The organism is Nonomuraea sp. NPDC049421 (assembly GCF_040677005.1).
Taxonomy (GTDB): Bacteria; Actinomycetota; Actinomycetes; order Streptosporangiales; family Streptosporangiaceae; genus Nonomuraea; species Nonomuraea salmonea.
In genome coordinates this window covers 168,814-193,143 of sequence record NZ_JBFAQA010000007.1, presented here as the reverse complement: position 1 = coordinate 193,143, position 24,330 = coordinate 168,814, and the positions used below count along the sequence as shown (strand labels likewise).

General features: G+C 69.2%; 20 protein-coding genes. 9 read left to right on the top strand and 11 right to left on the bottom strand.

Translation table 11 applies throughout. The annotated features are described in order from the left end of the window. Positions 1–196: 196 nt before the first annotated feature. From glgX to AB0K18_RS14800, 4 genes are all read left to right on the top strand, one after another. On the top strand, positions 197–2,290 hold the full coding sequence (glgX, locus tag AB0K18_RS14815; RefSeq protein ID WP_364914532.1) for a glycogen debranching protein GlgX: 2,094 nt from the start codon (positions 197–199) through the stop codon (positions 2,288–2,290). Beyond that, positions 2,283–4,412 (top strand): malto-oligosyltrehalose synthase, encoded by a 2,130-nt coding sequence (gene treY, locus AB0K18_RS14810; RefSeq protein ID WP_364914531.1) that lies wholly within the window; start codon positions 2,283–2,285, stop codon positions 4,410–4,412. The genes glgX and treY overlap by 8 nt, the downstream gene beginning before the upstream one ends. Continuing rightward, complete coding sequence (gene treZ / locus AB0K18_RS14805; RefSeq protein ID WP_364914530.1) at positions 4,402–6,111, top strand: malto-oligosyltrehalose trehalohydrolase; 1,710 nt, start codon at positions 4,402–4,404, stop codon at positions 6,109–6,111. Before treY ends, treZ begins: the two co-directional genes overlap by 11 nt. A 328-nt stretch (positions 6,112–6,439) precedes the next feature. Further along, complete coding sequence (locus AB0K18_RS14800; protein ID WP_364914529.1) at positions 6,440–7,423, top strand: hypothetical protein; 984 nt, start codon at positions 6,440–6,442, stop codon at positions 7,421–7,423. Between the two features lie 62 nt (positions 7,424–7,485). Here AB0K18_RS14800 and AB0K18_RS14795 read toward each other — a convergent pair whose 3' ends face one another. Further along, positions 7,486–9,081 (bottom strand): FAD-dependent monooxygenase, encoded by a 1,596-nt coding sequence (locus tag AB0K18_RS14795; RefSeq protein WP_364914528.1) that lies wholly within the window; start codon positions 9,079–9,081, stop codon positions 7,486–7,488. Between the two features lie 285 nt (positions 9,082–9,366). Further along, positions 9,367–9,951, bottom strand: coding sequence for a TetR/AcrR family transcriptional regulator (locus AB0K18_RS14790; RefSeq protein WP_364914527.1), 585 nt, complete (start codon positions 9,949–9,951; stop codon positions 9,367–9,369). Between the two features lie 78 nt (positions 9,952–10,029). Here AB0K18_RS14790 and AB0K18_RS14785 point away from each other — a divergent pair, with 78 nt between their 5' ends. Both AB0K18_RS14785 and AB0K18_RS14780 read left to right on the top strand, forming a co-directional pair. Continuing rightward, entirely contained in the window at positions 10,030–10,578 is a 549-nt protein-coding gene (locus AB0K18_RS14785) for a nuclear transport factor 2 family protein (RefSeq protein ID WP_364914660.1), read from the top strand. Further along, positions 10,575–10,805 (top strand): heavy-metal-associated domain-containing protein, encoded by a 231-nt coding sequence (locus tag AB0K18_RS14780; protein WP_364914526.1) that lies wholly within the window; start codon positions 10,575–10,577, stop codon positions 10,803–10,805. Before AB0K18_RS14785 ends, AB0K18_RS14780 begins: the two co-directional genes overlap by 4 nt. A gap of 138 nt (positions 10,806–10,943) precedes the next feature. On the opposite strand, the gene AB0K18_RS14775 is transcribed toward AB0K18_RS14780, so the two are convergent. The 8 genes from AB0K18_RS14775 to AB0K18_RS14740 all read right to left on the bottom strand — a co-directional run bounded on the left by AB0K18_RS14775 (position 10,944) and on the right by AB0K18_RS14740 (position 18,971). Next, entirely contained in the window at positions 10,944–11,234 is a 291-nt protein-coding gene (locus tag AB0K18_RS14775) for an MTH1187 family thiamine-binding protein (protein ID WP_364378896.1), read from the bottom strand. 276 nt (positions 11,235–11,510) lie between these two features. After that, on the bottom strand, positions 11,511–11,837 hold the full coding sequence (locus tag AB0K18_RS14770; RefSeq protein WP_345397482.1) for a hypothetical protein: 327 nt from the start codon (positions 11,835–11,837) through the stop codon (positions 11,511–11,513). A gap of 10 nt (positions 11,838–11,847) precedes the next feature. Next, positions 11,848–12,525, bottom strand: coding sequence for a uracil-DNA glycosylase (locus AB0K18_RS14765; RefSeq protein ID WP_364914525.1), 678 nt, complete (start codon positions 12,523–12,525; stop codon positions 11,848–11,850). A 70-nt stretch (positions 12,526–12,595) separates the two neighbouring features. Then, positions 12,596–13,972, bottom strand: a complete 1,377-nt coding sequence (locus AB0K18_RS14760) for a M1 family metallopeptidase (RefSeq protein WP_364914524.1) — start codon at positions 13,970–13,972, stop codon at positions 12,596–12,598. A gap of 124 nt (positions 13,973–14,096) precedes the next feature. Further along, entirely contained in the window at positions 14,097–15,008 is a 912-nt protein-coding gene (locus AB0K18_RS14755) for a carbohydrate ABC transporter permease (RefSeq protein WP_364914523.1), read from the bottom strand. Next, a complete protein-coding gene (locus AB0K18_RS14750) occupies positions 15,005–16,381 on the bottom strand; it encodes an ABC transporter permease subunit (protein ID WP_364914522.1) in 1,377 nt (458 codons plus the stop codon). Before AB0K18_RS14750 ends, AB0K18_RS14755 begins: the two co-directional genes overlap by 4 nt. Before the next feature lie 12 nt (positions 16,382–16,393). Next, positions 16,394–17,716: an ABC transporter substrate-binding protein gene (locus tag AB0K18_RS14745; RefSeq protein WP_364914521.1), complete on the bottom strand. Its 1,323-nt coding sequence runs from the start codon at positions 17,714–17,716 to the stop codon at positions 16,394–16,396. 7 nt (positions 17,717–17,723) lie between these two features. Then, positions 17,724–18,971 carry an ABC transporter substrate-binding protein gene (locus AB0K18_RS14740; RefSeq protein WP_364914520.1) on the bottom strand — a complete coding sequence of 416 codons (1,248 nt, stop codon included), beginning with the start codon at positions 18,969–18,971 and terminating at the stop codon, positions 17,724–17,726. A 124-nt stretch (positions 18,972–19,095) separates the two neighbouring features. Here AB0K18_RS14740 and AB0K18_RS14735 point away from each other — a divergent pair, with 124 nt between their 5' ends. Genes AB0K18_RS14735 through AB0K18_RS14725 form a run of 3 tightly spaced genes read left to right on the top strand, consistent with a single transcriptional unit; the run spans position 19,096 to position 22,597 of the window. After that, complete coding sequence (locus AB0K18_RS14735; protein ID WP_364914519.1) at positions 19,096–19,608, top strand: PadR family transcriptional regulator; 513 nt, start codon at positions 19,096–19,098, stop codon at positions 19,606–19,608. Beyond that, complete coding sequence (locus AB0K18_RS14730) at positions 19,605–20,333, top strand: ABC transporter ATP-binding protein (protein WP_355411976.1); 729 nt, start codon at positions 19,605–19,607, stop codon at positions 20,331–20,333. Before AB0K18_RS14735 ends, AB0K18_RS14730 begins: the two co-directional genes overlap by 4 nt. Then, on the top strand, positions 20,330–22,597 hold the full coding sequence (locus AB0K18_RS14725; RefSeq protein WP_364914518.1) for an FtsX-like permease family protein: 2,268 nt from the start codon (positions 20,330–20,332) through the stop codon (positions 22,595–22,597). The genes AB0K18_RS14730 and AB0K18_RS14725 overlap by 4 nt, the downstream gene beginning before the upstream one ends. Here AB0K18_RS14725 and treS read toward each other — a convergent pair. Then, entirely contained in the window at positions 22,584–24,308 is a 1,725-nt protein-coding gene (gene treS, locus AB0K18_RS14720) for a maltose alpha-D-glucosyltransferase (protein WP_364914517.1), read from the bottom strand. The genes AB0K18_RS14725 and treS overlap by 14 nt on opposite strands. Positions 24,309–24,330: the final 22 nt, after the last annotated feature.

Sequence of the window (24,330 nt, the reverse complement as noted above, 5' to 3'; positions counted from 1 at the left end):
GCCCGAACGGGCGGTGGCAAACGATGCTGGAGACGTGGGCCGTCTCCGATACCGCGCCGTCGGGGACGGCCCACCCCTTTGACCTCGGTCGGAGTAACCACGGGCGTGGCGTGGGAAGGAACAGGGTGGTCAGGGGGCGGGGTTGTCGCGTGGAGCGGGGGAACGGAACATGGGGAAAGACCGCAAGGGAGCCTCGATGATCGAGATCTGGCCGGGAGACCCCTACCCGCTCGGGGCGACGTACGACGGGGCCGGCACGAACTTCTCGCTCTACACGGAGGTCGCGGACAAGGTCGAGCTGTGCCTGTTCGACGACGACAACGTCGAGTCGCGGGTGCCGCTGACGGAGGTCGACGGGTTCATCTGGCACGGCTACCTGCCGGGCATCGGGCCCGGCCAGCGTTACGGCTACCGGGTGCATGGGCCTTACGACCCGGCGAGCGGGCTGCGCTGCAACCCGGCCAAGCTGCTGCTCGACCCGTACGCGATGGCCATCGAGGGCGGGGTCGACTGGAACGAGGCGGCCTACGGCTACCGCTTCGGGCAGCCCGACTCCAGGAACGACGTCGACTCGGCCCCTTACGTGCCGCGCTCGATCGTCATCAACCCGTTCTTCGGGTGGGGCCACGACCGGCCGCCGGCGACGCCGTACCACGACACGGTGATCTACGAGGCCCACGTGCGGGGCCTGACGATCGGCCATCCCAAGATCCCGAAGCACCTGCGCGGCACGTACGCGGCGCTCGGCCACCCGGAGATCCTCGACCACCTCACCAAGCTCGGCGTGACGGCGCTGGAGCTGATGCCGGTGCACCAGTTCGTCACCGACCACATCCTTGAGCAGCGCGGCCTGGCCAACTACTGGGGCTACAACTCGATCGGCTTCTTCGCCCCGCACAACCGCTACTCCAGCCAGGGGCAGCGTGGCGGGCAGGTGCTGGAGTTCAAGGCGATGGTGCGCTCGCTGCACGAGGCGGGCATCGAGGTGATCCTCGACGTCGTCTACAACCACACGGCCGAGGGCAACCACCTGGGGCCCACGCTGGGCTTCAGGGGCATCGACAACGTCAACTACTACCGGCTGGTCGAGAACGACAAGCGCTACTACGTCGACACCACGGGCACCGGCAACAGCCTGCTCATGCGCTCGCCGCACGTCCTTCAGATGATCATGGACTCGCTCCGCTACTGGGTCATCGAGATGCACGTGGACGGGTTCAGGTTCGACCTGGCCTCGACGCTGGCCAGGGAGCTGCACGAGGTAGACCGGCTGAGCGCGTTCTTCGACCTGGTGCAGCAGGACCCGGTGCTGTCGCAGGTCAAGCTCATCGCCGAGCCGTGGGACGTCGGCCCTGGCGGCTACCAGGTGGGCAACTTCCCCTCGCGCTGGACGGAGTGGAACGGCCGCTACCGCGACACCATCCGCGACCTGTGGCGGGGACAGGCGGCCACGCTGCCGGAGTTCGGCTCCCGGTTCACCGGGTCGAGCGACCTCTACAAGGACGACAGCCGCCGGCCCGCCGCCTCGATCAACTTCGTGACCTGCCACGACGGGTTCACGTTGCAGGATCTGGTGTCGTACAACAACAAGCACAACGAGGCGAACAAAGAGGGCAACCGCGACGGCACCGACGACAACCGGTCCTGGAACTGCGGTGAGGAGGGGCCCGCGGGCATCGCCGTCGAGTCGCTGCGCGAGCAGCAGAAGCGCAACTTCCTCACCACGCTGTTCCTGTCGCAGGGCGTGCCGATGCTCTCCCACGGCGACGAGCTGGGCCGCACGCAGCGCGGCAACAACAACGGCTACTGCCAGGACAACGAGCTGACCTGGGTGGACTGGTCGGACGTCAGGGAGAACTGGCTGCTGCTGGAGTTCACCCAGACGCTGGCGGAGCTGCGCAAGAAACATCCGGTCTTCCGGCGGCGCCGCTTCTTCTACGGCAAGCCGGTACGCGGCCTGAACGACATCGCCTGGCTCACCCCGTCAGGGGAGGAGATGACCGACGGCGACTGGAACGTCGGCTACGCCAAGTCGCTGGCCGTCTTCCTCAACGGCGACGCCATCACCGAGCCCGACCGGCGTGGCCGGCCGATCAGGGACGACTCGTTCCTGCTGCTGTTCAACGCCCACCACGACACGATCACGTTCACGATCCCCAAGGACTACGGCGAGATGTGGCAGACCGAGATCGACACGGCCATGCCGATCAGGCTCGACGCGCGCCCGGTGAAGGCGGGGGACGCCATCGAGGTGCCGGGCCGCAGCGTACGGGTGCTGCGCCGTGTCTAGGCCCACCTCCACCTACCGGGTGCAGCTCACCCCCGACTTCGGTTTCGCGGAGGTGGCCGAGATCGCCGGCCAGCTCCGCGACCTCGGCGTCAGTCACGTCTATCTGTCACCGATCCTGCAGGCCACGCCCGAGTCGCGGCACGGCTACGACGTGACCGATCACTCCAGGATCAGGGAGGAGTTCGGGGGCGCGACCGGGTTCAGGGAGATGGCGCAGCAGCTCGCGGCGCACGACCTCGGCATCGTGCTGGACATCGTGCCCAACCACATGAACACCGTGAACGCCGCGTTCTGGTCGGTGCTGAAGGACGGGCCGGAGTCGCGGTACGCGAGCTGGTTCGACATCGACTGGACCGACGGCACGGTCGCGCTGCCCGTGATCGGCGACGACGTGCGGCCCGTCGTGGACGGCGACGTGCTGCGCTACCACGAGCACGCCTACCCCCACCCCGGCCACTACCGCCTGGTCGACTGGCGCGAGGGCCCCGGCTACCGGCGCTTCTTCGACGTGTCGTCGCTGATCGGGCTGCGTGTCGAGGACCAGGCGGTGATGTTCGCGACGCACGAGGTGATCTTCTGGCTGCTGGACGAAGGGCTGGTCGACGGGCTGCGCGTCGACCACCCCGACGGCCTGGCCGACCCGCGCGGCTACCTCGAACGGCTGCGCGAGCGCACGGGCGGCGCCTGGACGGTGGTCGAGAAGATCCTCATCGGGCCCGAGCGGCTGCCCGCCGACTGGGCCTGCGACGGCACGACCGGCTACGACGTGCTCAACCGGGTCAACGGTTTGTTCGTCGACCCCGACGGCAAGAAGCCGCTGGTCGAGCTGTTCACCCAGCTGACCGGGCAGCCCGCCGACTACCGGCCGGTGATGGCGCGGGCCAAGCGGGAGGTGCTCGACCTGTTCTTCGGCGCCGAGGTGGACCGGCTGGCCAGGCTCACCTCGTGCCCGCCTGACGCCGTGCGCGAGCTGCTCGCCGCGATGCCGGTCTATCGCGCGTACGTGGTGCCGGGCGAGCCGCCGCCGCCCGAGTCGGTCGAGATCGTCGAGCGGGCCGCCGCGACCTGCTCTCCCGCCGTCCGGCCGCTCGTGCAGGAGGTCCTGTACGGCTCCGCCGAGTCGATCGTGCGTTTCCAGCAGGCGTGCGGTCCCGTCATGGCCAAGGGCGTCGAGGACACGGCGCTCTACCGGTGGTTCCCGCTGGCCTGCCTCAACGAGGTGGGCGGCGAGCCGGACGTGTTCGGGATCCCGGTGGCGGAGTTCCACGAGTTCTGCGGGCGGATGTCGCCGCACACGATGACCACGCTGTCCACCCACGACACCAAACGCTCCGAGGACGTGCGGGCGCGGCTGTCGGTGCTGTCGGAGATGCCGGGGGAGTGGGCGGCGGCCGTGGCCGAGTGGTCGGCGCAGGTCAGCTTCGACCCGCACCTCGACTACCTGGCCTGGCAGAACCTCATGGCGGCCTGGCCCATCTCCGCCGAGCGGTTCACCGACTACCTGCTGAAGGCGGCGCGCGAGGCCAAGACCGCGATCTCCTGGGTCAACCCCGACCCCGCCTACGAGCGGCGGCTGCGGGCCTTCGCCGAGGCCGCCGTGCGGCTGCCGGTGGGCGGGTTCACCGAGCGCATCGACCCGTACGCGATGGCGAACTCGCTCGGCGCCAAGCTGGTGCAGCTCATGATGCCCGGGGTGCCCGACGTCTACCAGGGCAACGAGACCACCGACTTCTCGCTGGTCGATCCCGACAACCGGCGGCCGGTGACGTACCCACGCAAACCGGAGACCGCTTGGGACTCCGCCAAGCTGCTCGTCACCACCCAGGCGCTGCGGCTGCGGCGGCGGCTCGACGGCGACGCGGCGTACCTGCCGCTGCGGGCCGAGGGCGAGCGCGCCGGGCACGTGATCGCCTTCGCCCGCGGCGACCGTCCGCAGGCCGTGGCCGTGGCGACCCGGCTGCCCGTACGCCTGGCCGCCACCGGCTGGGGCGCCACCACGCTGACGCTGCCTTCCGGCACCTGGCGTGACCTGCTCACCGGCGGCCGCCACACCGGCCGCATCCCCCTCGCACACCTGCTCGGTCAGTACCCGGTCGCACTCCTGGAGAGACATGATCTTTGAGGTCTGGGCACCGAAGGCGACGGCGGTCGAGGTCGACACCATGGGCTCCCGCCGGGCGATGACACGCGGCGACGGAGGGTGGTGGTCGCAGGAGGTCGCGGAGGCCGGCCACGGCACGCGGTACGCCTTCACGGTGGACGGCGAGGGCCCCTACCCCGACCCGCGCTCCCGGCGGCAGCCCGAGGGCGTCTTCGGGCCCAGCGCCGTCTACGAGCACGACCGCTTCACCTGGGCCGACCACGACTGGAAGGGCCGCGACCTGCGCGGCGGCGTCGTCTACGAGCTGCACATCGGCACCTTCACCCAGGAGGGGACGTTCGCCGCCGCCATCGAGAAGCTGCCGCACCTCATCGAGCTGTGCGTGGACTTCGTCGAGATCATGCCGGTCGCGCCCGTGCCCGGCGCCCGCAACTGGGGGTACGACGGGGTCGATCTGTACGCCGTGAACGAGACGTACGGGGGGCCCGACGGGCTCAAGTCGTTCGTGGACGCCTGCCACAGGGCCGGGATCGGCGTCATCCTCGACGTCGTCTACAACCACCTCGGGCCGTCGGGGAACTTCCTGCGGCCCTTCGGCCCTTACTTCGCCGGCTTCGAGGGCAGCTACTGGGGCGAGGCGGTCAACCTCGACGGGCCCGACTCCGACGAGGTACGCCGCTACTTCATCGGCAACGCCCTGCAGTGGCTGCGCGACTACCACATCGACGGCCTGCGCCTCGACGCCGTCCACGCGCTGCACGACCGGCGCGCCACCCACCTGCTGGCCGAGCTCGCCGCCGAGGTGGACGTGCTCGCCTGCGCCGTCGGGCGTCCCCTGTCGCTGATCGCCGAGTCCGACCTGAACGACCCGCGCATGGTCCGCTCGCTCGACGCGGGCGGACTCGGCATGACCGCGCAGTGGAACGACGACGTCCACCATGCCCTGCACTGCGCGGTCAGCGGCGAGAGCCACGGCTACTACCAGGACTTCGCCGACCTCTCCGCGCTGGCCAAGGTGCTCACGCACGGCGTCGTGCACGACGGGACGTACTCCAGCTTCCGCGCCCGCTCCCACGGCCACTCCTTCGCCGGCGTGCCGGGGCACCGGCTCGTCGCCTGCCTGCAGAACCACGACCAGATCGGCAACCGCCCGCTCGGCGACCGCCTCCCGCTGCCCGCGCTCAAGCTCGGCGCCGGGCTGCTGCTCACCTCGCCGTTCACGCCGATGCTGTTCATGGGGGAGGAGTGGGGGTCGCGCTCGCCGTTCCTGTTCTTCTCCGACCATGTGGACCAGGAGCTGCGGGGGAGCGAGGGGACGCGGCGCGCCCGCGAGTTCGTCGGGTACGGCTACCGCTGGGACGCGCCCGACCCGTCCGACGAGGAGACGTTCCTGCGGTCGAAGCTGGACTGGAGCGAGGTCAAGGAGGAGGCGCACTGGTCGCTGCTGTGCTGGTACCGCGACCTGATCGCCCTCCGCAAGGCCCTGCCCGAACTGTCCGACCCGCGGCTCGACCGGGTGCGGGTGGAGGTCGATCCGCTGGCGCGGTGGCTGGTGATGTGGAGGGGGGAGCTGGCGGTGGCGGTCAACTTCGCGCAGGAGACGGTGACGGTGCCGGTGGGCAAGGGGACGGTGCTGCTGGCCTCGGACGAGCCCGTATCTACCGATACGGACGGCCTACGCCTGCCGGCCCAATCCATGGCCATCACCCGCCCCGCCTGACCTCTCATGGGGGCGCCGAACTCCCGGCGCCCTCAACTCCCAGCCCTCAACTCCCAGCCCTCAACTCCCAGCCCCCGGCTCCTGGCCCCCGGCTCCTGGCCCTCACCCCCGGGCACGCCACCCCCTGGCCCCTGGCTCCGCGGCCCCTGGCCTTCTTGGTCCCCGAGGTTGTCCACAGACCGGCACGCCGTAGCTCTCCCCATCCACAGAACCGCATTCCAATCCCCGAACCCCACCCGCCTTCGCTCATCCTGGTTGCCGCCTGATCCACGCTTCACCGGATCGCCGCAGCCAACATCCACCCTCAGTTCCGCGAAGGCCCAGACCCATGAAGATCACCCTCCCCCTGCCGGCCACCACGACCTCCCGCTTCGTCGTCGCCATGGAACACCTGCCGTTCGACCCCACGTCCTTCATCCCCTGGCGCATCGGCTCCCCCTACCGGCGAGCGGCGATCAGCGCAGCGGCCGCCGGCATGCTGGCGGTCACCCACCACACCACCCAGTGGAGACCTGCGGGCGCCGGCCTCACCGACGACGAGAGACGCCGCCTGCGCCGTACCAGACAACACCTGGTGGTCACCTCGGCAGCACCCCCGCACCGGCTGCCCACCGCCGCCCAGGTGGCGAGGGCCGCCGCCAGAGCCATGGCCAAGGAGTGCGACGGCCTGCTGATCGACCCACTGACCGCCTCCACGATCCTCACCTGCGGCCGCTGCTCGGGCGAGCCCACCCACTTCCGGCTCACCGACGACTGGCTGTCCTGGGACGTCCAGGTCCACGACGCCGCCACCTGCCCGCCCTGGGACCCTGCCGACATGGGCGCCTGCGACTGCCTGCGCGTCACGTCGAGGGGCCTGCGCCGCTTCGCCCTCCCCGAGATCACCCTCGACGGCGCCGCCTGCGCCCACAACCTCTGCGCGACCAACCTCCTCCGCACGGTCGCCAACCGCCTGGTGACCGACCACCTGTCCTACCTCAACGCCCACCCGGGAGCCGCCGCCCGCAAGATCGACGACTTCCTCCGCATCCACCCCTCCGACCAGCCCGACGGCGGCCTCCCGTTCGCCGTCCAGCTGACCCCATACGACGCGGACGCCGGCGAACTGGGCCGCACGGGCAGCATCCGGCGACTCAAGATCGGCCCCACCCCAGGCACAGGAGTGGTCACCTGCCTCAAGGTAGGCCCGCCCTCAGGCTTCACCGGCTCCCTCAACAGCTGGCTCTGCGCCACCCAAGCCTCCCGCCACACCACCCCGGGCCTCGGAGCCCGGGACCTTGAGGCCCTTGATTCCACCCGGATGGCCGCATGACCATGACCCAGCAGGTCACCACCTGCCCTCACCTTGGCTCAGCCGCCGGCCCCCGTAGGCCGTCAGCGGCTGAGGATCCGGCAGAGAACACATTCGAGCGTCCCCAGCGGGTCCTGGGCGGCGTCGGGGGACCGCCAGGCGACGTACCCATCGGGCCGCACCAGAACGGCGCCGCCCTCGCGCACGCCGTACCGCTCCATGAAGCGTCCCTCCACATCGACGAGCTCGTCACCCACCAGCAGCCGAGTGAGCCGGATCCCGAGCCGGTCCTTCATCAGCCGCCCGGCGTCCATCCACACCTGACCACCGGGCTTGGCGGCCAGCAGGACGAACCCGGTGCCGAACAGGTCGATGGTGGAGATGAGCTGCCCGTCCCAGTCGAGAACGACGTGCGCCGCCCGACTGCCGGGCCGCCCAGTAGGGATACGCGGGTCCTCCAGGATCGACCCGTCATCGCCGGGCTCATCGATGATCGCGGAGGAGTGATACCGGCGTCCGAGCAGCACACCGATCGGATCCTCAAGAGGCTCGGGATACCCGACACGGGCGGCGGGCGGCATGCGTACGCCGAGGTTGGCGAGCTGCGAGTCGGCCATCAGCCTGCCGATGGGCCGGCGTTCGGCGTCGTAGGTGTCGAGGAAGGCCGGCCCCGCCTGCCCGCTGAGCACGAGCCACAACCGCCACGCCAGATCACACCCATCCTCGAGAGCGGTGCTCCCGCCCTGCCCACCAGTGGGCGGCATGGTGTGAGCGGCGTCCCCGGCGAAGAACACCCGTCCAGCACGGTAGGTGTCGGCCAGCACATGGGAGATCCCGACCAGGGGCCGATCGAGCACCCGTACGTCGAGCTCGGGCCGCCCAGTGGCCAGCCGTACGAGCTCGACACAGCGCTCCTCGGTGAAGTCGGCCTCGCTCTCACCCTCCTTGAGATTGACGCCGAGCACGTGACTCCCGGTCCCGGTGCCGGTGACGATCACGCCGGTGAAGACGTCGTTCTGCAGATACCAGAGAGTGACCTCCCGCTCCCTGACCAGCCCCGACAGATCGGCGTCGAACATGATCGAGCACAGCTCCCCCAGCGGCCCTTCACCGGAGGTGGAAACGTCCAGTGCCACCCGCAGCGGGCTGCGATACCCATCGGCAGCGATCACGTACTCAGCCCGTACGAGCCGCTCACCATCCTTGTCCCTGATCACCGCACTGACCCCGGTGGCGTCCTGCTCCAGAGAGACCAGCTCAGTGGAGAAGCGCAGATCAGCACCGAGATCCTCGGCTTTGGTACGCAGAATCCGCTCGATCTCCGCCTGCGGCGCCCCCACCGCAGGCACGGGTGTGAGCTCAGCCAGGAAGGCGAACTCCTCCTGCTCATCGTGCACGATCATGTGCGGCTGAGGATCGGCCAGGCTGGCGGCGATCGCGATCCGCATGTTCTCCCCGATGCCCGCCCAGATGGCAGTCAGCTCCTCCTCGACACCGGGCACCGACCGCAGCATCTCCAGAGCTTGCGGCCCGACCCCGAACGCCTTGGGCTGCACGGACGTACTGGCATGCCGCTCAACCAGCATGACCGGCACCTCCCGCCAGGCCAGCAGCGCCGCCGCACTGAGCCCCGCATACCCCCCACCGACAACAAGAACCGGCACCCGCTCCTGCTCCATTGCCCCCACCTCCCGAGTCGCGTACTATCGCGTCTACAACGCAACAAGATATGTCGCGTTCAAGAACGGGTCAAGATATATCTCGAAATCCACCCGCCCTCAGGACGCGCCGCCCCACCCAGCCACCCTTATGGCCCCGCACACCGGCCTCAACGGCGACGGCAGCAGAGGAACGGCGACGGAGCCGCCGCCATCCCGCCGCAGCGCACCCACTCCGACTGGTGCGCGCACTCATTCGCTGATGCGGGAGCTTGGTCAGGGTGGTCGCGCTGGGCGGAAGTGTGGTCAGGATGGGCGGAGGAGGCGGAGGAGGCTGATGCGGAGGGCTTCGTCGGCCTCGGCGGCGGGGAGGCGGCCGGCGGTGCGTTCTTCCCCGGCGGTGTGGCTCAGCGTGATGACGGCTGCGATCAGCCAGTCCACCGGGAGGTGGTTGTCGAACTCGCCTGTTCGCCGGCCGCGTTCGATGATGCGTCTCAACCGGTCGCCTACCGGGGTGTGGCGGGTCTGATCCTCGTCCGGAGGGACGGGCAGGGTGCTGAGGTGTTGCATCAACTTGGTGTGGCGGCCGGCGGCTCTGGCGCCGGCGTCGATCAGGCGCAGCAGGGCGTCGGCGGCTGGGCCGGTGTCGAGGTCGGCGGCGTCCATCTCCGCCACTGCCTCTTCCGTGAGTCGGTCGAGCACTGCCGTCAGCAGCCGTTGTCGTGAGGGGAAGTGGGCGTAGACGGTCTGGCGGGTCACGCCTGCCGCGGTGGCGATGGCGTCGACGCTGGCGTCTGGCCGGGCGTCCAGCAGCTTGATTGCGGCGTCGAGGATGGCCGCACGGCTGCGTCGGGCGTCGGCGCGGCGAGCACGGGCCGGTGAGGAGCTCAATTCTTACACCTTGCCAAAGTTAAGAACGTATGTATCTTTGACGTATTGTCAAAGTTACTACAGCCGACCGGAGTGAGCATGCGTCCACTCAGTGACAGCGACCCCAAAGAGTTCATCACCGAGTTCTTCACCTCCTTCACAGAGGATCTCCTGCGTGACGACGAGGATCCGGCGGTGATCGTGGATCGCTACCACACGGCGGACATCGTCGAGATAGCCGACGGTCACCGGATGGATCGGGAGAAGTTGATCGCGCACACCCGCCCTGTGCGCAAGAACCGGCCCGTCAGCCGCATGGAGGTGCACGAGGCGGTGGCCGATGGAGATCGGCTCGCCGCCCGCTACACGATGCACGTGCAGCAGCGGAAGAAGGAGTTCGCCATGGAGGTGTACTTCTTCGGGCGGTTCGCCAACGATGGGCGGATGCGCGAGGCACACATGCTCACGCGCACGGTCCCTGGTGAGGAGGGGAAGGGCGGTTCGGTGGCACGGGTGGCCGGCGAAAACCTCGGCGAGCGTCCTGGCGGGGATTCAGGCGAGCGCTCGAATGGGCCCACCGGCGATCGTTCTGACGATCGTTCTGGGGAGCGCTTCGGTGAAGGTGCCGGTGGGGAGGTGCCGGCGTGAGTATCAGCACCTACGTGGTGAGCGGTATGGCGTGTGGGCACTGTGCGGACGCCGTCACCGAAGAGCTTGAACGTGTCCCCGGCGTCACTGCCGTGCGGGTAGACGTCGAGGCGGACCGGGTCACGGTGACCAGCGATCGGGAGCTGGATCTTGCGCGGGTGCGGGCCGCCGTCGAGGAGGCAGGCTACGAGCTCACCGACCCCGGCCCTGGGCGAGCAAGCGGCTGAGCGGTTGGTCTGAGAAGACGGTCTACTCAGCCAGTCCTGTAAGTCGGCCGGGTCCGTCGGTCGGTGCGGTCAGCCGGTCTCGGCCTTCGGGTTGTGGGTCTTGGGCTGGGTCTTCGGTTCGTGGAGGTGGGACTGGGGTCAGGTGAGGTGGCTTTCCAGGGATTCGAGTTTTGAGGTCATGCCGTCTGTTACGCCTTCCCTGATGTCGGCCTTCAGGACGAGGCTCACTCTGGGAGCGACCTCCGCCACCGCGTCCACGGCCCGCTTCACCACGTCCATGACCTCGTCCCACTCGCCCTCGATGGTGGTGAACATCGCGTCCGTGCGGTTCGGGAGGCCGCTTTCGCGGACGACCTTGACGGCGCGGGCGACGGGTTCGGCGACTCCTTCGCCGACGCCCAGCGGGGTGATGGAGAATGCGACGATCATGAGGCTCCCTCTTAGCGGCGTCAGGAGAAGATCCTAACCAGCGATACAAGCGGGGGCAGGGAAGGGCCGGCAAGCGAATCGAGGAGGCGGTTGCGCCTCGGGAGAAGCCGGAGAGGCGGAGGAACCGGCGGAAGGAAGCCGACCCGGAAGCCGGAGAGGCGGAGGAACCGCGGCCGGGAAGCCGGGGGTGGAGAGAGCCGGAATGCGGGAGTGGGGGGATCGGTGAGGGCGGAGAGCCACGACGTGCGAATGACGTCGTGGCTGACGCCGTACGGGTCACGCGTGGTCGTGCTCTTCCTCGTCCTCTTCCTCGCTGGGCCCCTCGGACGGCTCGACGCCGAGGACGGCCTCCCGAGGTTCGATCTCGTCGATGTGGTCGACGAGCTGCAGCACGTGGTCGGGTTCGATCAGCCACTGCAAGGCGGAGGCGCCGCTGTCGTCGGAGGCGACCAGTTCGGCCTGCTCCGTGCGCTCCTCGTCGGTCAGGTCGGCGTCGGGGTGCCTGATCTCACGCAGCGCCGCCGCCTGAAGCGCGTCCATGTCGAGCACCTCGACGGTCAGCTCGACCGTGAGACGCAGGAACTTCGGTTCTTCATCAGTCATGGCGACGATGCTAGGGCAGCTTCCACTCGACAGGCGCGGCGCCTTGCTGGACGAGCAGCTCATTGGCGCGGCTGAAGGGCCGCGAGCCGAAGAAGCCGCTGCGTGCGGAGAGGGGGGAGGGGTGGGCGGACTCGATGCGCGGGATGTCGCCGAGCATGGGGGCGAGGTTGCGGGCGTCGCGGCCCCACAGGATGGCGACCATGGGCTTCTGGCGTGCGACGAGGGCGCGGATGGCCTGCTCGGTGACCTGTTCCCAGCCCTTGCCCCGGTGGGAGGCGGGCTTGCCCGGCATGACGGTGAGCACCCTGTTGAGCAGCAGGACGCCCTGCTCGGCCCACGGGGTGAGGTCGCCGTTGGCGGGGCGGGGCAGGCCGAGGTCGGTCTCCATCTCCTTGTAGATGTTGACCAGGCTGCCCGGCAGCGGCCGCACGTCGGGGGCGACGGAGAACGACAGCCCGACGGGGTGGCCGGGGGTGGGGTAGGGGTCCTGGCCCACGATCAGCACCTTGACGTCGTCGAAGGGCTGGTTGAAGGCGCGCAGGACGTTCGCGCCCGCGGGCAGGTATTGCCTGCCTTCGGCGATCTCCTTGCGCAGGAACTCGCCCATGTGGGCGATCTGCTCGGCGACGGGCTCGAGCGCGCGTGCCCATCCGGTTTCGACGACTTCGTTCAGGGGACGACCGGCCATGGGAGTTGAGCTTAGTCAGGTCTGGTACGGCTTGCCGCCGAAACGTCAGGGACGAGCCGTACCAGAATGATCACAGGGACGGCTTGCCGGGCTGGTGGAGCCAGGCGTCGAAGAGAGCGCCGAGGCGCCGGCCGGAGACGCGTTCCGCGAGGGAGACGAAGGCGGCGGTGTCGGCGTTGCCGTAGCGGTGCTCGCGGGCCCAGGCCCGCAGGATGGCGAAGAACGTACGGTCGCCGACCGCGCCGCGCAGGACGTGCAGGGTCATGGCGCCGCGGTCGTAGACGGGGGCGTGGAAGAGGTTCTGGGGGCCGCCGGGGTCGGCGGTCGGGGTCTGCCAGAAGTCGTCGTCGGCGGGCCGCGCGTACGCCTCGTCGAACGACTCCTGTACGGTCCTGGTGCCGAGTTTGTCGGACCACAGCCATTCCGCGTACGTGGCGAAGCCCTCGTTGAGCCAGATGTCGCGCCATAAGGTCGGGGTCACCGAGTTGCCGAACCACTGGTGCGCCAGCTCGTGCGCGAGCAGCGACTCGCCGGGCGCGCCGGGGTAGACGGGCCTGGTCTGGGTCTCCAGCGCGTAGCCGACCTCGGGCGCGTGGTCGACGATGCCCCCGGTCGAGGAGTACGGGTACGGCCCGAACAGCCCGCTGAAGTAGTCGAGCACCGGCGGGTGCCGCTCGGCGAAGCCCGGCGCGGATTGCTGGGGGTCGACGGCCGTGGTGACCCGGTAGCGGCCGATCCTGGTGTCGGTGAGGGCGAACGCGCCGATGGTCACGGTGGCGAGGTAGTCGGCCATGGGCTCGCGGGAGTTCCACACGTAGGTGGTGCGCCCGGCCCGCGACGTCCGCCGTACGAGGTCGCCGTTGGCGACGGCGACCCGCGTGCTCGGCACGGTCACGGTGAACCGGTGGGTGGCCTTGTCCGTCATGTGGTGGTTGCCGGGGAACCAGCTCTTGGCGCCCTGGGGCTCGTTGACGTTGTAGGCGCCGTCGGAGGTCTTGATCCAGCCGTCCATGGAGCCGTCGGGGTCGACGACGTGGACGGGCTCGCCGTCGTACCGGATGGTGGTGGTGAAGGAGCGTCCGCGGGGGAGTGCCCGCGCGGGCGTGACGACGAGCTCGGAGCCGCTCTGCGCGTGGGCGGCGGGCCGGCCGTCCACGGTCACGGACCGGACGGTGAGCGTGTCGACGAGGTCGAGGTTGAAGCGGCTGAGCGCCTGCGTGGTACGGGCGGTGACGCGGGCGAGGCCCTGCAGCCGTCCCGTGGCGGGGTCGTAGTCGAGCGTGAGGTCGTAGTGGGCGGCGTCGTAGCCGCCGTTGCCCTGCTCGGGGAAGTACGGGTCGCCGGCGCCCGGCGCGCCGGGACGGGCGCCGTGCACGGGGGAGGCGGCCGCCGGGGTGAGGGGGAGCGTGATGAAGGCCGCTGCGGTGAGAGCGAGGAGACGCTTCATGGACGCACATCGGGACGGCGGCGGCCGCCGTTACGCGGGCGGGCGCCCGCCCACCCCCCTCGGGTGAACGGGCGCCCGTCAGATCAGGCCGGTCACTTCACGGAGCCGTCACTTCACGCAGCCGTCACTTCACGGAGCCGGCCATCATGCCCTGGACGAAGTACCGCTGGAACGCGAAGAACAGGACCAGCGGGATGATCAGCGACATGAACGCGCCCGACGACAGGATGTCGACGTTCGACCCGAACTGCCGCATCTGCGACTGCAGGTACTTCGTCATCGGCTGGTTGCCGGTGTTGGCGAAGACCAGCGCGATGAGCATGTCGTTCCACACCCACAGGAACTGGAAGATGCCCAGCGAGGCGATGGCGGGCTTGCCCAGCGGGAAGACCACCGACATGAAGATCTTCCACTCCGAGGCGCCGTCCATGCGGGCGGCCTCCAGCAGCGAGGCGGGGATGCCCACGAAGAAGTTCCGCAGCAGGAAGATCGCGAACGGCAGGCCGAACGCCACGTGGAACAGCACCACGCCGGGGATCGAGCCGAAGATGCCGGTGGACCCGTAGAAGGACGCGATGGGGATCAGCGCGATCTGGATCGGCACGATGAGCAGGCCGACCACGACGAGGAAGCTGACGTCACGGCCGGGGAAGTCCATCCAGGCGAACGCGTACGCCGCCATGGCCGCGATGCCGATCACCAGGACCGTGGTGGGCACCGTGATGGCCACGGTGTTCCAGAACGAGGCGGTGAACCCGCTGCCGAGCAGGTTGGCGTAGTTCTGCAGGGTCAGCTCGGCCGGCTTGGTGAAGACGGTCCACCAGCCCTCGGCGTTGTTGACCTGCGTCGTACGCATGGAGACGACGAGCAGGCCCAGGGTCGGCACCAGCCAGAACAGGCCCAGCACCACCATGATGACCTGCACGGCGCCGCCGCCCAGGCGATCGACGATCTTGCCGACCACGCTCCTGCGCGGCGTGCCCGACTCCAGCCCCGACGAGGCGCCGGAGGATGCGGTGGCGGTCGCGGTGGTCATGAGTCTCCCCTCCGGAACCGTCGGATGTTCATGATCATGAAGGGAAGGACCAGGATCAGCAGGAAGATGGCCAGCGCACTGCCCAGCCCCTGGTTGTTCCCGCCGCCGAAGGAGACGCGCCACATCTCCAGCGCGACCACGTTCGCCTGGGGTTGCACCGAGGCGGGGGCGATGATGAACACCAGGTCGAACACCTTCAAGGTATTGATGATCATCGTCACGAAGACGACGAGCAGGACCGGCGACAGCAGCGGCACGGTGATCTTGCGGAACACCTGCCACTCCGTGGCGCCGTCGATGCGGGCGGCCTCCAGCGAGTCACGCGGGATGGCCGCGAGGCCGGCCGCGATCAGCACCATGGCGAAACCTGCCCACACCCAGACGAACGCCCCGATGATCGCCGGGGTGATGAGGGTCGGGCCGAGCCAGGTCAGGCCGTTGTAGGACGCCTCGAAGTTGTCCTTGGGCAGCCGTACGGTGTAGGTGCCGTCGGCCAGCCCGTCGAAGCGGAACGTGCCGTCGGCGGCGGTCGTGGTGGTGGCCGCGACCTCGCCGTTCTGCTGCACGGCCTCGACGGTCATGCCGGGCAGGCCCTTCTCCGTGCCGTCCACGGCGCCGCTCTGGCCGCCGCCGCCCGGCGTGAAGTCGAACCACACCGTGCCCGACAGTCCAGGACCGGTGGCGGCCTTGGCGGGCTGGGCGTCGGCGGGCAGCACGTCCGGCTTGACGCCGACGATCGGGATCAGCACCGGCTGCCCGCTCTGCACGGGCTGCTTGGTGACGACCGAGCCGGCCTCGTCGGCCACGGGCGACTGGTCGCCCTCGCGCGGCCTGGCCTCGGGGTAGCCCTGCGAGGAGGAGAACGTGTCGCCCACGGTGGTGAGGATGGCGTTGGCCAGGCCCTTGTCGGGGTTCTCCTCGTAGACGAGGCGGAAGATGACGCCCGCCGCCATCAGGGAGACGGCCATCGGCATGAACACGATCAGCTTGAACGCGGTCGCCCACCTGATGCGCTCGGTCAGCACCGCGAAGATCAGTCCCAGCGTGGTGACGATGATCGGTGCGACGACGACCCAGATGAGGTTGTTGCGGATGGTGGTGAGCATGCCCTGATCACTGAAGATCGTGGCGTAGTTGCCCAGGCCCACGAATCCGGTGCCCGCCGCGTCGAACAGGCTCCGGAAAATCGAGTAGACGATCGGATAGACCACCCAGATGCCCAGCAGCACCGCGGCTGGGAGGAGGAAGGCGATGGCGACCGCCGGCGAGGGGCCGAGGCGTTTTCTCGTACGGGGGGTTTCAGCCGGTCCGGTGGGGGGCTCGCCCGCGGTGGCCGCGGGCGAGTCCTGCCGGCCGTCCAACCGTTCGGTCACGGCCTTACCTCTTTACTTCCAGGCCTTCTTGGCCTCGGCTTCGAGCGCCTCCTGGGTGCCCTTGACATCGCTGGGGTCGCGCAGGAAGTCCTGCAGGACCTTCCACTCGCCCTTGCCGTCCGTGCCGCCGAACGCGCTGGGGGCCAGGTCGGACATGTCGTAGCGGACCGCGTCACCGGCGGAGACGATCGTCTGGCCGAGCTGCTTCGTCAGCGGGTCGGGGTAGTTGTCGGGGGAGACGTTCTTGTTGGGCGACAGGTAGCCGGGGAGCTTGGCCCAGACCTCGCCGCCCTCCTTGGAGGCGAGGAACTGCACGAGCGCCATCGCGCCGGGGTTGTCCTTCATCGCCACGGCGACGTCGCCGCCGAGCACGACGGGGGCGGTGTCACCGGCCGAGGGGAACGGGAAGTACTTCGCCTCCTCGCCCAGCTTGGCGCCCGACTGGTCGGCCTCGACGGCCACGAAGTCGGCCTCGATGACCATGGCCGCCTTGTCGGTGCCGTACACCTTGCTCACGCAGGTCGGGAAGTCCGTCTGCATGGTGCCGGAGGTGCCGTCGACCAGGAACTCGCTCTTGGAGACGATCTGCTGGATCTTCTCCAGCGCCACCTTGACGGTGTCGTCGGTCCACGGGATCTCGTGCTTGGAGAGCTTGTCGTAGTTCTCCGGGCCCGCGGTGGACAGGTAGACGTTCTCGAAGAGGTCGGTCAGCGTCCAGCCCGAGGCGCCGCAGAAGGAGAACGGCGGGGTGCCGGAGTCGGCGATGGTCTGAGCGGCCTTGACCATCTCGTCCCAGTTGGTGGGCGCCTGCACGCCGGCGTCCTCGAACGCCTGCGAGCGGTACCAGACCAGCGACTTGTGCGCGGCCTTGACCAGCACGCCGTACACCTTGCCGTCGACGGAGCCGAGCTCCTTCCAGTACGGCGTGTAGTTGGCGTCGATCTCCTTGACCACGTCGTCGGTCAGCGGCTTGAGCGCGTTCTGCTCGGCGTACTGCTGCACCAGACCCGGCTGCGGCAGGATGGCCACGTCGGGCGGGCTGCCGCCCTGGATGCGCGGGCCGAGGTAGGCGCCGGTGTCCTCACCCGTGGAGGCGTAGGTGACCTCGGCGCCGGTCTTGTCGGAGAAAGCCTTGAGCACCTGCTCGAAGTTCTTCTGCTCCGCCCCGGTCCACTTGGCGGCGACTTCGAGCTTCACGCCCTGGAGCGTCTTGGCGCCGTCGGACGCGGGAGCCGACTCCGACGCCGTGGGCTCGGTGGTCGTCGGCGCGTTACCGCAGGCGGCGACGGCTACCGCGAGCCCGGCCAGGATCGCTGCTGCTCTGCCTTTTCGCATGGCTGCCTCACTGGGTTCTGATGATCTCTTGGAGTTCGGACTTCATGGAGGCCGCCACGTCCTGCGCGGCCCCGGGGGAGGGGTTGCTGAGCGCCTTGGCGACCGAACTCGCGATCACCAGGCTCAGCTGGGTGTAGTTGGCGCTCACCGGACGAGGGTGGGCGGCCAGAATGCTCTCTTTGAGCACGGGCAGGTAGGGGAAGCGCTTGATCAGCTCGGGATCGTCGTAGAGCTCGGTCCACACGGGCGGGAACGAGCCCTCGGTGAGGACCCGGCGCTCGTTCTCCAGGCTCGTGAAGTAGCGGATGAACTCCTGCGCGGTCTGCTGGTGCTTGGAGTAGGCGCTGATCGCCAGGTTCGCGCCGCCCAGCGTGCTGGAGCCAGGGCCGTTCAGGCCGGGCAGCCGGGTCACGCCCAGCTTCTTGCCCAGCTTGGCCTTGGCCGGTCCGTACGCGTGCGGCCAGTTGCGGGCGAAGGCCAGCCGTCCCTCCTGGAAGGCCAGGCGGGACTCCTCCTCCTTGTAGCTCAGCGACTCGTGCGGGATCCAGCCCTCGCGAAGTCCCTGGAGCAGGAATTCGATCGCGGTCGCGCCCTTGGCCGGGTCGAGGGTCACCTCGGTGCCGTCGCGGCTGACGATCTCGCCGCCGGCCGAGTGCACGGCTTCTGAGAAGTTGACCGTGAGCCCCTCGTAGGCCAGGAACTGCCCGGCATAGCCTCCTATGTTGTGCTTTTTCGTGATTCGGCGTGACTCGGCGCGAAGCTCGGCCCACGTTCTGGGCGGCTTCTTGACCAGGTCGGTCCGGTAGTAGAGCAGCCCCGCGTTACTGGTGTACGGGACGGCCCAGAGCTTGTCCTTGTAGACGGCCGTCTCCACGACGGGCGGCAGGAACCTGTCGAGCGGGAACAACCCGCGCTCCAGGGGGATGATCCAGCCGTTCTCCGCGAATTCGGCAGTCCAGAAGACGTCAAGCCCGAGCACGTCGTACCGGCTGCTCTGGGCCTGGAGGTTGGCCGCCATCTGAGCACGTTGCTCGTCGGCGGCCTCGGGCAGTTCCAGCAGCGTCACCTTCTCGGCCGGGTGGGCCTCGTTCCAGCGATCCAGCAGGGGTTGCAGGTACGCCGTGGTGTCGCGTCCGGTGGCGAACGTGATCGGGCCTGTGCCGCCCGTCCCCGTCTCGCCCCCGCCCTCGTCGCCCGTCGCCGCACAACCGGCCGCGAGAGTCACGGCCAGGAGCAGCGGCAGCGAGCGAAGCACCCTGTTTCCTCCGTGTTCAGAGTGTTTTACATACGTGTTAGGTAGATGCATTCATGTTATGCACACCTGTAATCTGTAGGTCAACGGATTGCTCTGTAACGCATACGTAACAGGACGCGGGGAGGTGGCGGTGCGGCTTCACCTTCTGGCGCTCCTGGCCAAAGAGCCGGCTCACGGCTACGAGCTGAAACAGGCACTGGAGCAGACCTTCGGCAGTGCCTATCCTTCGCCCAACATCGGGCAGGTCTACGTCACGCTCGGCAGGCTGGAGAAGGACGGCCTCATCCGGGTGGTCGACGTCGAGCAGTCCAACCGGCCCAACAAAAAGGTCTACTATCTGACCGCCAAGGGACGGGAGGTGCTGGAGGACTGGGTCGACGAGCCGACCGAGGGTCCCCGGGTGCGCGACGAGTTCTTCATGAAGCTCGTGCTCGCCCCGCTGACCGGCATCGCCGACCGCATGGTGCTGATCAGCCGTCAGCGCCGCCACTACTTGTCACTCATGAGCGATCTCAACGAACTCCTGGCCGCCACTCCGCCGACGGACCGCGTGGCGATGCTGCTCATCGAAGGAGCCATGCTGCATCTCCAGGCTGATCTTGACTGGCTCGAGCGCTGCCAGGAGGATCTGGCATGAGCTCGGTTGTGAAAACGGTCAATCTGGTCAAAATCTACCAGGATGGCGCGGTGCCGGTGCCCGCCGTGCGCGGGGTGGATCTCCAGGTCGAGCCGGGCGAGTTCGTCGCGATCATGGGTCCTTCCGGCTCGGGGAAGTCCACGCTCGTCCACATGCTGGGCGGGCTCGACGCGCGTACGAGCGGGGAGATCTGGCTCGACGGCAAGCGCGTCGACACCCTCTCGGAGAGCGCCTGGGCGCTGCTGCGGCGCAAGAAGATCGGCTTCGTCTTCCAGTTCTTCAACCTGGTCGCCAACATGACCGTCGGCGACAACGTCGAGCTGCCCGCGCTGCTGAGCGGCGCCTCGCCCAAGGTGGCCCGCGAGCGCCGCGAGAGCCTGCTGGAGGCGCTCAACCTGACCGACCGGGCAGAGGCGGCCCCCGCCCAGCTCTCCGGCGGCGAGCAGCAGCGGGTCGCGCTGGCCAGGGCGCTGGCCAACCAGCCGAGCCTGCTGCTGGCCGACGAGCCCACCGGCAACCTCGACAGCCGCAACACCCGCGACGTGCTCAACCTGCTCAGCAAGGTGCACAAGGAGGGACAGACCATCGTCATGGTCACCCACGACGCCCGCGTGGCGAGCCTGGCCGACCGGCTGGTGTCGCTGTTCGACGGCGAGATCGTCGACGACGGCCGCATCGCCCGCCGCCGCACCCGCACGGCGGGCGAGGTGATCGACCTCCGATGAGCACGTCTCTGGCCGGCAGCCGGTGGATCAGGGCCGACCTCCGCGCCAGGAGGGGCCAGGCCGCGCTCACCGTGCTGGCCGTGGCCGGCATCGTCGCCGCGCTGATCACCGCGGCGACCCTGCTGGAGGAGGGCACCAACCCGTGGCGCAGCCTGTTCGCCCAGACCGACGGCGCCCACGTCTGGCTCTACACCAAAGACAGCCCCCAGGTCGCCTTAGGCGGCATCGAGGGCGTCACCCAGACCGCCGGCCCCTACCGCTCGGCGCCCGTCACCGTGGCTCAGAACGGCAAGAAGGAGCCGGCCGCGCTGCGCGCCATGCCGGCCACGCCGCCGGCCGTGGCGCACCCCGTGGTGGCCGAGGGCAGGTGGCTGGACCCGTCCCAGCCCGACGGGGTGGTGGTCGAGCGCTCGTTCGCCGACTCGCTGGGGCTGCGCATCGGCGCGCCCTTCTCGATCATCGCGCTCAGCGGCCAGCGCCACACCCTCTACGTACGCGGCATCGCCGACTCCGCCGAGCAGGGCTTCTACCCCGAGTGGACGCCCGGCCTGGCCTACGTGCTGCCCCTCATGCTCGACCGCATCGAGCCCATGCTGGGCCGCAGCGAGTGGGTGACCGGGCTGCGCCTGACCGACGCCGAGGCCTCCCAGGTGGTCTCCCAGCGCGTCGTGGTCATGCTGGAGGACCGCCTGCAGCGCGTCTACACTTGGCGCGAGGTCAGGGCGGCCATGGAGCTGGACAACCGGCTGCTGGGCACGCTGCTCGCGCTGTTCGGCGTGGTCGGCATCGTGGCCGCCGCGCTCGCCCTGGCCAACGCGGCCGGCGGCCGGGTGCTGGGGCAGCTGCGCGACCTCGCCACGCTCAAGTCGATGGGCTTCACCAGGGGCCAGCTCGCGCTGCTGCTCCTCGTCGAGCACGGCGCGCTCGGCCTGCTGGGCGTGGTCATCGGCACGGTGGCGGGCTGGGGCGTGATGGCGGCCGTGCTCGGCCCGACGTCCGTGGCGCCCATCCCGGTGCTGGCCATCGTGGCGGGCACGGCCCTGCTGGTGCTGGCGGCCGTCGGGGTGCCGGCCTGGCGGGGCGGGCGCACGCCGCCGATCCCCGCCGCGCCCGCGGCGCCGCCGAGTGGCCGCCTGTCGAGGCTGGCCCGCCTGGCCCTCCTCGTACGCCTGCCGCCCGCCCTCGTGCTCGGCACCCGAGACGCCTTCACCCGCAGGGTGCCCGCGTTCCTGACGGCGTTCGGCCTGGCCGTGCCGATGATGATGATCACCATCGGGCTCGGCGTCTGGGCCACGCTGGACAACTTCCTGGCCCACCCGGAACAGGTCGGCCAGCACGCCGCCCTCTACGTACGTCCAGGAAAACTGGAAGCGGCCGCCGCCGAGAAGCTGGCCGGCAGAGACCGCGACGTCAGCGCCGTCTACGCGGGCACCGACGTCAACGCGCTGGCCCCGGGCGAGGCCCGCTCGGTGCGGGTGCGGGCGATCGGCAGCTCGACGGACCCCTACCCGTTCCCGGTGGTCGAGGGCCGCATGTACACCCGCCAGGGCGAGGCCGTGGCCGGGCAGGGCCTGCTCGACCTACTGGGGGTGAAGATCGGCGACCGGGTGCGGCTCACGGTGGGCGGCACCCCGCTGATCGTCCGGATCGTCGGCAGGACCGTCGAGCCGGAGCAGGACGGCGAGGTGCTCTCGGTCGGCATCGACAGCCTGGCGGCGAAGGACTCCGTGCCGCCGGAGTATTACGCGGTGGCGCTCAAGCCGGGCGCGGACCCCGGCGAGGTGCGGGGAAGGCTGCTCGCGGAGTCGGGCGAGAGCCTCGACGTGCAGGCCGCGGTCAACCCGGCCGACCGGCTGTCGATCATCAGAGTGGTGATCGTGGCGATGATCGCCGTGCTGGCCCTCATCGGCCTGGCCAACCTGCTCACCGCCAGCGCGCTCGGCCTGCGCGACCACGCCTTCGACCTGGCCGTGCTCAAGGCCATGGGGCTGACCCCGCGTCAGGTCATGGCCACGCTGGTGACCGGCACGGGCCTGCTGGTCGTGCTCGGCGTCGGAGTGGGCGCCGTGGCGGGGGTCAGCGTGGTCACCGGCCTGATCGACCTGCAGGGTCACACCAGCGGCGTCGGCGCGGGCATCGGCCGCGCGCCGTCGCCGGTGACCCTGACGGTGACCGTGCTCATAGCCGTGGGCACGGCCCTCGCGGTCGCGCTGATCCCAGCGCGCCGCGCGGCCCGTGCCCAGGTGCCGGTCACATCTCGCTGATCGCCTTGGGCTCGCTCTGCTCGTCCTTCTTCAGGGCGAACCAGTAGAAGCCGTGGCCGGGCAGCGTCAGCAGGTAGGGCAGCTCCCCGATGGGCGGGAACTGCACGCCGCCGCGCGCCTCGACCGGGACCATGCCCTCGAAGCGGCGCAGGTCGAGCTCCACCGGCTGCGGGAACTTCGACAGGTTGTTGACGCACAGCATCACGTCGTCGCCGTCCTCGCGCACGTACGTCAGCACGGACGGGTTGGACGACCACATTTCGGTGTACGCCCCGACGCCGAACACCGGGTGCTTGCGCCTGATCTCCAGCATCTTGCGGGTGAAGTGCAGCAGCGACCCCTCGTGGCGCTGCTGGGCCTCCACGTTGACCGCCTGGTAGCCGTAGATCGGGTCCATGACGGCGGGCAGGTAGAGGCGGCCGGGGTCGGCCGAGGAGAAGCCGGCGTTGCGGTCGGGGCTCCACTGCATCGGCGTGCGGACCGAGTCGCGGTCCTCCAGCCAGATGTTGTCGCCCATGCCGATCTCGTCGCCGTAGTAGATGATCGGTGAGCCGGGCAGCGACAGCAGCAGCGCCGTGAACAGCTCGATGCGGTCACGGTCGTTGTCGAGCAGCGGGGCCAGGCGCCGCCTGATGCCGAGGTAGGCCCGCATGCGCGGGTCCTTGGCGTACTCCTTGTGCATGTAGTCGCGCTCTTCCTCGGTGACCGTCTCGAGCGTCAGCTCGTCGTGGTTTCGCAGGAAGATGCCCCACTGCGCGTTCTCCGGCAGCTTGGGTGTGCGGGACATGATCTCGGAGATCGGCTCGCGGGTCTCCTTCTTCACCGCCATGTAGATGCGCGGCATCAGCGGGAAGTGGAAGGCCATGTGGCACTCGTCGCCGCCCGTGGTGGGGTCGCCGAAGTATTCGACGACGTCCTCGGGCCAGCCGTTGGCCTCGGCGAGCAGCACGCGGTCGGGGTAGAGGCGGTCGATCTCGGCCCTGATCTTCTTCAGGTACGAGTGCGTCTCGGGCAGTCCGGCGCAGGCCGTGCCCTCGCGCTCGAACAGGTAGGGCACCGCGTCAAGACGGAAACCGTCGATGCCGAGGTCCAGCCAGAACCGCAGCACCTCCAGCATGGCCTCCTGCACCGCCGGGTTGTCATAGTTCAGGTCCGGCTGGTGGTGGAAGAAACGGTGCCAGTAGTACTGCTTGCGCACCGGGTCGTACGTCCAGTTGGACTCCTCGGCGCCGATGAAGATGATCGGTGCGTCGGGGTAGCCGCCGGGATGGTCTGACCACACGTAGAAGTCGCCGTACGGCCCCTCGGGGTCGTGCCGGGACGCCTGGAACCAGGGGTGCCGATCGCTGGTGTGGTTCATCACGAGGTCGGTGATGATCCGCAGGCCGCGTTCGTGGGCGGCCTCGATCAGCTGGACGAAGTCCCCCAAGTCCCCGAAGTCGGGAAGGATCTTCATATAGTCCGAGATGTCATACCCGCCGTCGCGCAGCGGCGACTCGTACAACGGCAGCAACCACAGGCAGTCGACACCGAGCCACTCGAGGTAGCCGAGCTTCTCGATGAAACCACGTAGGTCGCCGGTGCCGTCGCCGTTGGAGTCCTTGAACCCCCGGACGAGAACCTCGTAAAACACCGCCCGCTTGTACCAGGCTGGGTCTTCCGAGACGAAGGCCTCGGAGATCGGCTCCGGCGTTGGGGATGCGTTGATCATGATGTCGCTCACAGGAAGAGAT

What these genes read in the sequence shown, in the direction of transcription:
- glgX (WP_364914532.1), top strand. Translation starts at nt 197, where the DNA reads ATGATCGAGATCTGGCCGGGAGACCCCTACCCGCTCGGGGCGACGTAC.
- treZ (WP_364914530.1), top strand. Translation starts at nt 4,402, where the DNA reads ATGATCTTTGAGGTCTGGGCACCGAAGGCGACGGCGGTCGAGGTCGAC.
- AB0K18_RS14800 (WP_364914529.1), top strand. Translation starts at nt 6,440, where the DNA reads ATGAAGATCACCCTCCCCCTGCCGGCCACCACGACCTCCCGCTTCGTC.
- AB0K18_RS14795 (WP_364914528.1), bottom strand. Translation starts at nt 9,081, where the DNA reads ATGGAGCAGGAGCGGGTGCCGGTTCTTGTTGTCGGTGGGGGGTATGCG.
- AB0K18_RS14785 (WP_364914660.1), top strand. Translation starts at nt 10,030, where the DNA reads ATGCGTCCACTCAGTGACAGCGACCCCAAAGAGTTCATCACCGAGTTC.
- AB0K18_RS14775 (WP_364378896.1), bottom strand. Translation starts at nt 11,234, where the DNA reads ATGATCGTCGCATTCTCCATCACCCCGCTGGGCGTCGGCGAAGGAGTC.
- AB0K18_RS14770 (WP_345397482.1), bottom strand. Translation starts at nt 11,837, where the DNA reads ATGACTGATGAAGAACCGAAGTTCCTGCGTCTCACGGTCGAGCTGACC.
- AB0K18_RS14765 (WP_364914525.1), bottom strand. Translation starts at nt 12,525, where the DNA reads ATGGCCGGTCGTCCCCTGAACGAAGTCGTCGAAACCGGATGGGCACGC.
- AB0K18_RS14760 (WP_364914524.1), bottom strand. Translation starts at nt 13,972, where the DNA reads ATGAAGCGTCTCCTCGCTCTCACCGCAGCGGCCTTCATCACGCTCCCC.
- AB0K18_RS14755 (WP_364914523.1), bottom strand. Translation starts at nt 15,008, where the DNA reads ATGACCACCGCGACCGCCACCGCATCCTCCGGCGCCTCGTCGGGGCTG.
- AB0K18_RS14745 (WP_364914521.1), bottom strand. Translation starts at nt 17,716, where the DNA reads ATGCGAAAAGGCAGAGCAGCAGCGATCCTGGCCGGGCTCGCGGTAGCC.
- AB0K18_RS14730 (WP_355411976.1), top strand. Translation starts at nt 19,605, where the DNA reads ATGAGCTCGGTTGTGAAAACGGTCAATCTGGTCAAAATCTACCAGGAT.
- AB0K18_RS14725 (WP_364914518.1), top strand. Translation starts at nt 20,330, where the DNA reads ATGAGCACGTCTCTGGCCGGCAGCCGGTGGATCAGGGCCGACCTCCGC.
- treS (WP_364914517.1), bottom strand. Translation starts at nt 24,308, where the DNA reads ATGATCAACGCATCCCCAACGCCGGAGCCGATCTCCGAGGCCTTCGTC.